Raw genomic sequence first — 11,727 nt, forward strand, 5'->3', positions numbered from 1 at the left:
TTAACAGCAAGAACCATCACAAAGGCTCTTCAGATAGAAGAAAATGGTTACAAAGGCAAAAGCTGCCATCAACAACGTCGCGTAGATATTGCTGATCACTTTCCAACGTTTGATCCAGAGGTTGTTGCTCCAACCGATGGTTTGAATACCACTCCAGATACCGTGAGTCAGGTGGAACCACAAGGCTACGTACCAGATCAGGTAAGCGATCACCACCCAAAGGTGACTGAAATAGAAGTTGATAAACGCCGCTCCGTCTTGCGGAGAAACTTCCATACCGCCTAAAGTCACATGATGGAAGCCTAACAATTCGGCAAACATCATTTTGTACCAGAACTGTGCAAAGTGCAACAACATGAAACCAATCACAATGATACCCAAAACAAACATGTTCTTAGAGGCCCATGTGACATTTTTCTGACGCACATTAACTGCGTAACTGTCGTTCCCGCGTGCTTTACGGTTTTGCAAGGTCAGCATCAACGCGTACACAAAGTGCAATACGACAATACCGGCCAATACGATAGTTGCGGCTACAGCATACCAGTTAGCTCCCAAAAGAGAACAGATCATGTTGTAAGCCTCTTCAGAAAAGACTGCCGCTACGTTCATGGCTGCATGGAACGTAAGGAACAGGACTAGAAAGATCCCTGATATACTCATTATCAGCTTCTTTCCGATAGAAGAATTAAGTAACCACATAAGATAATAATTTAAGTTATTTAGTTGATTATAAGTTTGTCTATTCTTGTATCTCCATAAAGGCGCAAAGGTATGTCAATTTGATATAGGAAGCAATAAATTAAAGAAATTTTTCGGCAATAGTAAATGCTACAGATAAAGAGGGAAAAGGGATACAAACAGGAGTACAGCTCTATCCTATTTTTATCTCTTTGTTTTCTTCTATACCCGGTTTTAGCTATCTTTACAAGATTCTCATTATCTTTGCCTCTCACATGAACTTACGCCATGAGAAAAATACAACTGATTATTCTCGCTTTACTGATTAGCCTTTCGGTTTATCCCATTTATTTCAAACATATAGGGATGGCAGATGGGCTGTCACAGATATCTGTGATGTCTATTCATCAGGATCAGTTGGGACGGATGTGGTTTGGAACGCGCGAAGGCATATCGGTTTATGACGGAGAGCGTATGACGGTTTACAAGGCCTGGACGCATGAAAACCTGAAAGACCGGACCAATGCCTTGTATGGTTTAGAATGTGATTTTATCACTAGCAATGCCGAAGGAGATGTCTTTTTCCGGACCAACGGTTCGCTGACGCGATACGATATAAAAGAGGAAACCTTCCATGTGATACCCTGCTCCTGGATGCGCACGTTAACATCCTACAAAGGAGAGATATGGTGCGTGGTGGAAGACTCACTCTGCGTGTATGATCCAGAGAAGGATGCGCTTTCTTTCCGGATGAACACCGGGTTGCATTCAATCAACTGCTTGCAGATCACCCAAGAGAAAATATGGTTGGGCACCAATAATGGATTGTATGTTATGGAGGCAGGACAAGAACCCCGCTTGGTGATTCCCGGAGTAGATATCTACCGCTTGTTCGAGAGCTCCGCGAAAGACATCTGGGTCGGTTGCCGGATGGGAGGTCTTTACCGGATCAACAAAGAAGGAAAGATCGATTATTATTCCAAACAATCATCTGGTTCCAAACGTATTGTCAGCAACCAAATCCGGGAGTTTGTAGAAGATCAGTACGGAAACATCTGGTTTGGCACCTTTGACGGTCTGCATTGTTACAACCCCTATAAAGACGAATTCACCATCACCCGGCAAGAGGCAATCCCGGGAGGATTATCCCATTCATCCATCTTCTCCCTGTGCATCGACCAGCAGGGAACGATTTGGGTCGGGACTTACTACGGAGGGGTCAATTACTTTAACCCGGAAAGTGATATCTTCTCCCATTATACGGCAGATGCAAGTCGCGATATCTGCCTCAATCATCCTTTTGTCGGTCATATGATAGAAGATAAAAACGGGGATATCTGGATCTGTACGGAAGGAGGCGGACTGAATCTATTGGACCGGGAAACGCGCACCTTTCGTTATTTCTCCTCCGGAGGGCCCAACTCCATTGCACATAACAACCTCAAAAGTATCGCTTACGATAAGGAACACCACCGCCTTTACCTAGGTACACATACCGGTGGATTCTCACGTTACGACATTGACGCTGACCGGTTTCACAACTATTTCCTGGAGGCAGATCCCCAAAAACGAAAGGATGCGCCTAATAATATTATCCAACAACTTACTATCTATGAGAACAACTTATACATAGCTGCACGCAACGGTTTGTTTGTGATGGATCTGGAGACGGAAGAATTTACCCGCCTTGATACCCGGAGTTTTCTGGCTTTTACTTTTGATTCGAAAGGATATCTCTGGATTGCCTATTCGGGACAACTCATTTATATGAACCCCCAGGAACCGAAAAAGGCAAAGACGTATTACCTGAACGACTACCAGATTCGCTTTCGGGTCAACTGTCTTATCAACTACCGGGGGACTATCTATTTCGGCACGCTCGGTGCCGGATTATACCGTTACAATGAACAAAGTGATAAGTTTACAGCTTACACGACAGCCAGCGGACATTTACTAAGTAATTATTGTTACAATATCACGGAGACGAAGATGGGTAACCTTCTGATCACGGGAGACAGAGGATTGACTTTCTTCCACCCGTATCAGGAACATTCACGTTTTCTGCGATTGAATATGTCCCTGCCGATCTCTTCTATTACAGAAGGCTGCGGAGTGCTTTCCTGCAAGAATAACGAATTGTTTATCGGAGGATCGGATGGACTCACTTCTTTTTGGGAGGATGACCTGGATAAAAAAGAAAAAGACTATACGCTTTATTTCTCCAACCTTTATATCCATACCAACCGGGTGTATGCCGGGGACGAGACGAAAGTATTGCCCAAAGCCTTGCCCTATACACGGAATATCGACTTATCTTATAAACAAAACAACCTGATTGTTGAGTTCAGTTCGACCAATTATGTAGACATACAGAAAGATAAAGAGTATGAATATAAACTGGATGGCTTCGACCCGGATTGGATTCCGACGACACAAACCAGTCTTTATTATACGAACCTAAACCCGGGGCATTACACCTTATATGTACGGGAAAAAGGACTCCTCCCGTATTCGTCACGTCAGCAAGGCATATCCCTTGGCATCCATATTGCACATCCCTGGTATAATACATTCTGGGCCTGGTTGTTTTATCTGGCTACCACCGTGACAATCGCTGCCTTTATCCTGCGTACGCACAATACCCGCCGCGAATTGGCCTTGTCACTCCAAAAAGAGAAAGAAGACAAAGAGAGAAGCGAAGAACTGAATCAGGCGAAGCTTCGCTTTTTCACCAATATCAGCCATGAATTTCGTACGCCGCTCACGCTGATCATCAGCCAGGTCGAATTATTGTTTCAAAGCACCAACCTGCCTCCTTCGGTATATAATAAAATTATCAAGATCAGTAAAAATGCTTACCGCATGCGGGGATTGATAACCGAACTGATGGACTTCCGCAAATTCGAGCAGAACTACGTTTCGTTACACGTCTCCGAACAGAACCTGATACCTTTCCTGAAGGATATCAGTCTCTCTTTTCATGAGATGGCGATGCAACAAAGCATTACGCTTCGTTTTACACATAAACAAGAAGATATTCCTTTATGGTTTGATGCCTACCAACTACAGAAGGTGTTTTACAATCTCTTATCCAACGCTTTTAAATACACCGGTGAGAAAGGAAGCATAGAAGTTGCTGTTGAAGAGAGTGAAACGATGGTCACTATCAAAGTGATTGATACAGGCATCGGCCTTTCACCCGAAGATAGCATTAAGGTATTCAACCGCTTCTATCAGGCAGAGAATGGAACGCAAACAGCGGCATCCAGTCCCGGAACAGGTATCGGGTTGGCATTGTGTAAGTTGATAGTCGATATGCATCATGGGGATATTACGGTGCAGAGCCAGTTGGGATACGGAACCATCTTTAATGTCAACCTCTTTAAAGGGAAAGAACATTTCGAAGAAGATGAAAAAGTGACTATCCTTGACAAACCGGATGATCCTACCTTTATCAATAACACCCCACCCGAAGTATTGACCGAACAGGATTACGAAGAGATGATACGGACTTTTCCGGAGCAGGACAAGGATAAACGTTTTACCGTCTTATTGGTTGAAGACAACGAGGAATTACTGGAGATCCTCAAATCACTCTTCAAACCGCTTTATAATATCCTGACAGCGACAAACGGAGAAGAAGGTTTGCATATCGCTCAAGACCAGAAGCCGGATTTGATCGTCAGCGACGTGATGATGCCGGTTATGACAGGAACAGAAATGTGTATACGTATCAAGAACAATATCGACCTGTCTCATATACCGGTCGTGTTGTTAACGGCATTAAACTCTGTCGAACAGAATATCGAAGGACTGCAACAGGGAGCCGACGATTATATCGGTAAACCTTTCCATGCCAAAACATTGCTTGTACGCTGCAACAACCTGATTCGTACCCACCTGCGTTTACTCAATAAGTTTAACAAACAGGCAGACTTCGACGTCAATCTACTTGCTTCCAATCCCTTAGACCAGCATTTTCTGGATCAGGTATCCACGATCATCGACCAACATTTGGCGAGTTCGGAGTTCGATGTCAATATGCTGGCCCGTGAACTGGCGATCAGCCGCAGCTCACTCTTCAGTAAGTTCAAAGCATTAACGGGTACTACCCCCAATGAATTTGTGCAAACGCATCGTCTCAAAAAAGCAGCGGTTCTCTTGCGGGAACATCCGCAAATGCAGGTAGGAGAGATCTCAGATCAGTTAGGATTTTCTTCAGCGGTCTATTTCGGACGATGTTTCAAGGCACAATTTGGCGTTTCGCCTGTTCAATTCAGGCGAAACGGTAGTCATTCTACTTCTGACAAAGAGGAAAGTGAGGGAGAATAGGATTATACCAGATCCTGATCGATCTGCGTATATTCTTCATCCGACAAATACTGCCCTCCCATAAGTTGACTATGCTCTACCCAAACGAGTTTAGTAATATCATAGCCTATGATAAGGGCTTTTCTGAGGAAAGCCTGTTTGATCTCTTCCGGTATATCCGGCTCGCGAGACAAAAGCCAAAGATGATGTAAATCTTCTCCTGCAACAAGTGCATACTTATATTCCGGATCGATGGCAATTACATTATAACCAAATGACAATAATTTGAAGTAGGATATCTTCATTTTAGCTTCTTCTGCCGAACCGACAAACTTGGCTTTTCCGATATTGATTACTCTTTTCCGCTTACTATAATCATAACCTCTGTTTACCACACGTATACTGCCATCCGCATTGCGTGAGTAGGTAATGGTATTATTTCTTTTTGTACGCTCAAAACGATGATCCAAACGAGCCATTTCATACCATTTGCCCAGGAACAGATCCACATCAAAAGGAGCGACTGCTACCGCCCGTTTAGGAATGGTTCTTCTGGTATTCCACATCACAACGGCACCTGCTGCCAATAAAGCTCCCCCGATTAATACATTCTTCTTCTTCATACGATCTCTTGTTTTGATTTTTATAGCCAAACCGACTTACACAAAAATAAACAATCCTATCAGAAATCAAATATATTTACAAGAAAAAACAGGGAAAAAGCCGATTTTTGATTCTCCAGAAGCCCGGATATTCATATCGAGAGGCTTGGAGAATCAAAGACCGGCTTGGATTCAATAAAATAATATGATAAGAATCAATGATTACCATCCTGCCGGTGGCCTGTTTCCTCCATTGGAAGAACCTACGGTGGTGACCATCGAAGAGGCATTAAACGTGGCCAACTGCTTTCCGGACGCATAAGACGATCCGGCGTATAATCCATGAAAAGAAGTGCCTCCCGATATAGAACCTCCGGAATAAATCGTATAACTACCCTCTTTCAACGAAGGGCTACTGAACAAAAGAGTCATTTGATTCAATGTGCGCGGCAATATATATGTCAGTATATCCTCTCCTGTGGCGGAGAGAATGTGAAAAGGGGTAAGAGCAGTTGCGCTTCCGCCATAAACCAGGGAACGTTGTGTACAGGCTGTAGAGGTTGGCGTACTTGTTGCCCCTCCTATACCGATCAATATGCCTCCTGTTATCTTGAACGTATTCCGGTCACAGTCAAACCCCTCCTCCGGGGAAGAGGTGCCGATAGATAGGATACATCCACCTGTAATCGTCAAAGTCCCATTCGAGTCAATACCGTCATTGGCGGCACTATAACAATAGATATTCCCTCCATTGATAACGATACTATTGGCTGCATTTATACAATCGTCATAGGCCTCAACTTCTATCAATCCCCCATGAATCGTCAAAGTCTTCTTACTTTCAATACCTTCCGCCTCACGCTGAGAAGTTTTTACCTTTATTTCCCCGTCATGGATAATCAGATCCCCCCGGCTCTTTATCGCTTTTGCCGAAATACCGGAAGTGGTCACCTGGATAGAACCTTTATAAATCTCTAAATAAGGATCAATAGCCGAATCATTCCCTTCATAAGAGGCAGTAATGCCATCGTCACCACTTTGGATGATTATATTTCCATCATTTATCAATACATAGCCTTCTTCGCATTCGATACCATCGGTTTTAGCCTGTACATTCAATTTTCCTCCATCCATCACAAAGGCATCATTCACATGAATCCCATCGGATACATTTGCCTTTGCCCTTATTTCCCCTTCATAAATCCGGACATAATCATCGCTACAAATAGCATGTTTGTAATTACCCGTCACTTCGAGAACCCCTGTCCCATAAAAAAGGAGCTGCCCCTCACTGAAAAATGCCCCTTTCATATCCTCACCACTTACGGTTTTATAAGAAGAACCATCTGTCAGTTTATTTACAGTACCCTCATTCAATTGCACAAAAACCCGTTTATGCGACTGAACGTTCACTGCCGGACCATGGGGGTTCGTAATTTCTACCCCATTGAAAGTCAGCTTAAACTTAGAGTCACTATAAATCTTTACACCACCGGAGGCAGTCACGCCCGAAAGCACATACTCCATTTCGTCTACGGTCGACCGGATAATAACCTGATCTCCCTCTGTTGTTACCTCTACGCCTTTCCCTTCCAGGGGGTTGACAATTTTCACTGCCGAACCCCAAGTGATCTCTACAATCTGCGAAAAGGTTGAATCCTGTATATCATCCTTTTCATCATCCGGCACCACTCTTTCCTCCGAGTCGGTAAATTCCGGATTATCTGTTCCACAAGCAGGAACTGTTTGCAACAAGGCAAAAACAAGAAGTACCAATACGTACTTCTCCATAAAAGATTTCCAAATCATACTATGTCTATTATTATGAGATCAAAAATAAAAGGAAGTCTTTCCATACAAAAAAAAGATCCATCAACCTTTTCTTTTTATCAGTAAACAAAAGTATTTCATCAACCAACAGGCGGTGCTTCCTTTGTCCTCCTCTATCACCTGTTGACAGACAGAAAAGAGTCGTTCATTGATTTCTTTTTCTCCCATTCTTCCGCTCTTCTATATTTGCTCCGGTCAATCAGATATACTGAATAAAATGAAGGTGAATGGTATTTTAGAACTGTTGGAAAAGTTTCAACCCGTCACGTTGGAACAGATGGCATCTGTCCGTTTAATGAACCGGACAGACACCAAATATCTTACGACTGCGGGAGATCTCTACACCCTGTTATCGCAAATGCAACCGTATTATTATGTACAGGAAATAAGCGGTAGCCGGATGAGTAAATACGAAACCGTTTATCTCGATACGCAGGAGTCAGCCATGTACCTGGCACATCAAAACGGCCATCAGCCCCGCAAAAAGATACGTATCCGCCACTATATAGACACCCATCAGACCTTTTTGGAGATAAAAAATAAAAATAACAAAGGCCGTACCCTAAAGGAGCGTATACTCCTCCCGGTAGCCGATGCTGCTACCTCTCCCCAAACAGCCCTTTTCATCCGGGAAAAAGCCGAATTTCAGATGCAGGAATTATCGCCTTGCCTGGAAAGTCGTTTCCAACGCATCACCCTTGTAAACAAAGAAATGACGGAACGCCTTACAATAGACGTTCGTCTTCAATTTCACAACCTTCGCACTTCAAATAGGCAACAGATGGAAGACTTGGTCATTATCGAATTAAAACAAGAGAAAAGTGCCGATTCGATTGCCAAAAAATTACTCTGCGATCTGCATATACGCTCCAGGGGACTCAGCAAATATTGCCTGGGGGCTATTCTGACGAATCCTACACTTAAGCAGAATCGTTTCAAAAGCAAACTTATACAAATCAATAAATTAACAAATCAACAACATGGAATCATTCGCTGAAATGACAGAAGAACTTATCGTCTACGGGACACCGCTGATAGATGCCGAAGCACTTAGCCAACTGGTTATCCGCTTTTTATTTAACTTTATCGTTGTAGGCATCATCATTCATTTCTTCTACTACCCCAAAAGCCGGAGAAGGGACTTTTATTTTACATTCTCCCTTATCAATGTAAGTGTTTTCCTGCTTATCATATTGATGGGAAGTGTGAAGTTAAAGATCGGTTTTGCCTTAGGCATTTTTGCTATTTTTGGAATCATACGTTACCGCACCGAGCAGGTACCTATCCGGGAGATGACCTATCTTTTTGTGATCATAGCTATCTCAGTCATCAACGCCCTGGCTATCCAGATCAGTTATATGGAGACCCTGGTGACCAACCTTATCTTCCTCTTGTCCATCTGGCTCCTGGAAAGCGAGCGGTGGCTGAAACATACCTCCTGTAAATTGATATTATATGATAAAATACATTTGATCACCCCGGACAAACGGGAAGAACTGATGGCCGATCTTTCTAAACGTACCGGACTTTCTGTCTCCAAAATAGAAATAGGACATATTGATTTCTTACGGGATGCCGCTTTTATCAAAATATATTATGAATCGGAATGCAGGGAGATCAATACCATCGACAACCTCACCCGTTTACCCAAAGAAGGCGAATAAATAACCCTAATAACATGCTTATGAAACGTTTTCTTTGTCTCCTCCTTCTGTTTGGGCTGTATCCGGTGACCTGGCTGTACGGACAGGACGAATTGGGCAGCTCATTCCAACTGGCTATAAGTAAGAAGATCGTACCCGGATTAACGATCAGTCTGGAAGAAGATCTCCGGTTGCGGGAAAACCTCGGGTCTGTCGACCGTTTTTCTACAACAATAGATCTCAGTTATCGCTTCTGTGAATACCTGAAGATAGGTGGTGCTTATAACCTGATAAACTACAATCATCCGAAAAAAGACTGGGAGGTACGGCACCGGTATTATTTTTACGCCACAGGGGCCCTGCGTTTCAATCGTTTTACCTTATCTTTACGCGAACGCTTTCAAAGCACCTACCGCGTAGGGGTAGAAGAAACAGAGAAACGTGCCAACCCGAAACTCTATCTGCGCAGCCGGATTGAATTGCAATATGACATTCGGAAATCAGGGTTTGAACCTTTCTTTTCCGTGGAGTTATACAACACCTTAAACGACCCGCAGGGGAATGCATTGGACAGGGTGCGGTATACGGGGGGTACCCAATACAAACTGAATAAACGACATGCCTTGCAACTGTTTTACCGGTATATCAGTTATGCGGATGACGAAGAGGCATCTACCCATATGATTGGTTTAGGTTATTCTTTTAAATTCTGAAGATATGAAGAAAGGAGAACGTAGACAAACCGTATTGGAGAACCTGATTTACCTGATCATCTGGTTCACCCTATTCAGTGCACCGGTATTGGATCAATACTACAATCAGGAGCATTCATTTAACTGGAGCGATATCTTGCGTGCCTGGAAGATACTGGCTCCTTTTTTTTCCCTCTTCATCCTAAACAACTATATATTGACTCCCTTTCTCTTTATCCGCAAACGGTTTTGGCTCTATATCGTGTTTATACTGGGAAGTATCGGACTTGTTTATCTGTTAAGCTCCCAACCGGCTTTTCCCGATAGACAGAATCGGCCTCTGGTGGAAGAGAAAAGGGGAAATCATCCCCTCTCCCACCCATACAAAGAGCATTTCCCTCCTCCGAAAGACCGGCATCCCGAAGATAACCGATCCCCTGCCAAACGGATGCAGGAGAATGTGCATCCGCCTTTTCTGCGGCAATGGATACCGTTGAGTCCCTTGTTTCATTTCTCCTTCATGGCCATTCTTTTAATAGGATTCAACCTGGCCATCAAACTATTGTTCAAGTCTTTACGGGATGACCAAAGAGTAAAAGAGCTGGAAAAACAGACCTTGCAAACAGAACTGGATTACCTGAAACATCAGATCAATCCGCATTTTTTCATGAATACATTGAATAATATTCATGCCCTGATTGATATTGATACAGAAAAAGCCAAAAGTACGGTATTGGAGTTCTCCCAAATGATGCGTTACATTCTGTACGACACAGCGCAAACGACACTGCCATTGAAGAGAGAAATACATTTTCTGATACACTATATCGAACTGATGAAAATCCGATATACCGATCAAGTCGATATCCGTGTCTGCATGCCAACGGAAGATCTCCCGGATGTGAAGATCCCTCCCCTTCTTTTTATCTCATTCATTGAGAATGCTTTCAAACATGGCATCAGCTACCAAAAGAAATCCTTTGTCCATGTCTCCATGGATATAAAAGAGAATGAAATACGTTGCCTTATCATTAACAGCATCTTTGATAATGCCAACGAACAACAGCAGGGCATCGGTTTGGAGAATGTACGCAAACGCCTGCAGCTCCTGTATGGAGAAAATTATACCTTGTCCATCCAAGCCGAAGAGAATGAATACCAGGTGTTACTTATAATCCCCCTACAAGTATGATACGATGTATAGCCATAGACGACGAACCGTTGGCATTGACACAACTCACCGGATATATTCAGAAAGTACCTTTTCTGGAATTAGTAAAAGCCTGCTCAAATGCCTTTGAAGCATTATCCGTAATTTCCCACACGCAGGTGGATCTTATTTTTGCGGATATCCATATGCCCGACCTGAACGGCATGGACTTTGTCAAGTCGTTATCCAACAAACCGATGATTATCTTCACTACAGCCTATTCCGAATATGCCGTGGAGAGTTTCCGGATAGATGCTCTTGATTACCTGCTTAAACCTTTCGGTTTCAATGATTTCTTAAAAGCAGCCAACAAAGCCCACCACCATATGGATGTTTTCATGCAGCCAGCAACCACTAACCAGCAACCAGCAATCCAAGGAGGAGAGAAAGAGGAAAACTATCTGTTTGTCAAAGCCGACTACAAAATGCTTCGTTTGGATGTGAATAAGATTATCTATATCGAAAGCCAAAGTGAATATGCCCGTATCTTTTCAGAAGATTCAAAACCGATCATGACTTTGCTCAGCATGAAGATATTGGAGGAACGATTGCCTGCCCATACTTTTATGCGTATACATCGCTCCTATATCGTGAACCTGAAGAAGATTATAGCTGTTGCCAACAACCGTATCATATGCCATAAAGACACCTATATTCCGATAGGAAACCAGTATAAGAAGCTCTTCAACAGTTACCTGGAAAAACATTCCTTCGGAAAGATATAAAAAACCTACGGACAGGCAGGCTTCGGAAAGAGG

At 43.2% G+C, this 11,727-nt stretch carries 10 protein-coding genes; 6 read left to right on the forward strand and 4 right to left on the reverse strand.

The window, feature by feature from the left end:
* Entirely contained in the window at nucleotides 1-702 is a 702-nt protein-coding gene (locus D0T51_RS10640; RefSeq protein ID WP_163729136.1) for a succinate dehydrogenase cytochrome b subunit, read from the reverse strand.
* Between the two features lie 267 nt (nucleotides 703-969).
* Here D0T51_RS10640 and D0T51_RS10645 point away from each other — a divergent pair, with 267 nt between their 5' ends.
* Nucleotides 970-5,013, forward strand: coding sequence for a two-component regulator propeller domain-containing protein (locus D0T51_RS10645; protein WP_163729139.1), 4,044 nt, complete (start codon nucleotides 970-972; stop codon nucleotides 5,011-5,013).
* Between the two features lie 2 nt (nucleotides 5,014-5,015).
* Here the strand turns inward: D0T51_RS10645 and D0T51_RS10650 are convergent, their stop codons facing one another.
* From D0T51_RS10650 to D0T51_RS12360, 3 genes are all read right to left on the reverse strand, one after another.
* Nucleotides 5,016-5,615: a lipocalin family protein gene (locus D0T51_RS10650; RefSeq protein WP_163729143.1), complete on the reverse strand. Its 600-nt coding sequence runs from the start codon at nucleotides 5,613-5,615 to the stop codon at nucleotides 5,016-5,018.
* A 201-nt stretch (nucleotides 5,616-5,816) separates the two neighbouring features.
* Nucleotides 5,817-7,403: a carbohydrate-binding domain-containing protein gene (locus D0T51_RS10655; protein ID WP_239056799.1), complete on the reverse strand. Its 1,587-nt coding sequence runs from the start codon at nucleotides 7,401-7,403 to the stop codon at nucleotides 5,817-5,819.
* A 63-nt stretch (nucleotides 7,404-7,466) separates the two neighbouring features.
* Nucleotides 7,467-7,592 carry a hypothetical protein gene (locus D0T51_RS12360; RefSeq protein WP_255495818.1) on the reverse strand — a complete coding sequence of 42 codons (126 nt, stop codon included), beginning with the start codon at nucleotides 7,590-7,592 and terminating at the stop codon, nucleotides 7,467-7,469.
* A 55-nt stretch (nucleotides 7,593-7,647) separates the two neighbouring features.
* Between D0T51_RS12360 and D0T51_RS10660 the strand changes: the two genes are divergently transcribed.
* Genes D0T51_RS10660 through D0T51_RS10680 form a run of 5 tightly spaced genes read left to right on the forward strand, consistent with a single transcriptional unit; the run spans nucleotide 7,648 to nucleotide 11,694 of the window.
* Nucleotides 7,648-8,421, forward strand: a complete 774-nt coding sequence (locus D0T51_RS10660) for a polyphosphate polymerase domain-containing protein (RefSeq protein WP_163729146.1) — start codon at nucleotides 7,648-7,650, stop codon at nucleotides 8,419-8,421.
* A complete protein-coding gene (locus D0T51_RS10665) occupies nucleotides 8,405-9,088 on the forward strand; it encodes a DUF4956 domain-containing protein (RefSeq protein WP_163729149.1) in 684 nt (227 codons plus the stop codon). The genes D0T51_RS10660 and D0T51_RS10665 overlap by 17 nt, the downstream gene beginning before the upstream one ends.
* 20 nt (nucleotides 9,089-9,108) lie before the next feature.
* Nucleotides 9,109-9,780 (forward strand): DUF2490 domain-containing protein, encoded by a 672-nt coding sequence (locus D0T51_RS10670; RefSeq protein WP_163729152.1) that lies wholly within the window; start codon nucleotides 9,109-9,111, stop codon nucleotides 9,778-9,780.
* Between the two features lie 4 nt (nucleotides 9,781-9,784).
* Nucleotides 9,785-10,951, forward strand: coding sequence for a sensor histidine kinase (locus tag D0T51_RS10675; RefSeq protein WP_163729155.1), 1,167 nt, complete (start codon nucleotides 9,785-9,787; stop codon nucleotides 10,949-10,951).
* Entirely contained in the window at nucleotides 10,948-11,694 is a 747-nt protein-coding gene (locus D0T51_RS10680; protein ID WP_163729159.1) for a LytTR family DNA-binding domain-containing protein, read from the forward strand. The genes D0T51_RS10675 and D0T51_RS10680 overlap by 4 nt, the downstream gene beginning before the upstream one ends.
* Nucleotides 11,695-11,727: the final 33 nt, after the last annotated feature.

It is taken from the genome of Parabacteroides sp. 52 (genome assembly GCF_010500925.1).
Taxonomy (GTDB): domain Bacteria; phylum Bacteroidota; class Bacteroidia; order Bacteroidales; family Tannerellaceae; genus QVMG01.

Coding starts and splice junctions, on each gene's coding strand:
- D0T51_RS10640 (WP_163729136.1), bottom strand. CDS start 702: ATGTGGTTACTTAATTCTTCTATCGGAAAGAAGCTGATAATGAGTATA.
- D0T51_RS10645 (WP_163729139.1), top strand. CDS start 970: ATGAGAAAAATACAACTGATTATTCTCGCTTTACTGATTAGCCTTTCG.
- D0T51_RS10650 (WP_163729143.1), bottom strand. CDS start 5,615: ATGAAGAAGAAGAATGTATTAATCGGGGGAGCTTTATTGGCAGCAGGT.
- D0T51_RS10655 (WP_239056799.1), bottom strand. CDS start 7,403: ATGATTTGGAAATCTTTTATGGAGAAGTACGTATTGGTACTTCTTGTT.
- D0T51_RS12360 (WP_255495818.1), bottom strand. CDS start 7,592: ATGGGAGAAAAAGAAATCAATGAACGACTCTTTTCTGTCTGTCAACAG.
- D0T51_RS10665 (WP_163729149.1), top strand. CDS start 8,405: ATGGAATCATTCGCTGAAATGACAGAAGAACTTATCGTCTACGGGACA.
- D0T51_RS10670 (WP_163729152.1), top strand. CDS start 9,109: ATGAAACGTTTTCTTTGTCTCCTCCTTCTGTTTGGGCTGTATCCGGTG.
- D0T51_RS10675 (WP_163729155.1), top strand. CDS start 9,785: ATGAAGAAAGGAGAACGTAGACAAACCGTATTGGAGAACCTGATTTAC.
- D0T51_RS10680 (WP_163729159.1), top strand. CDS start 10,948: ATGATACGATGTATAGCCATAGACGACGAACCGTTGGCATTGACACAA.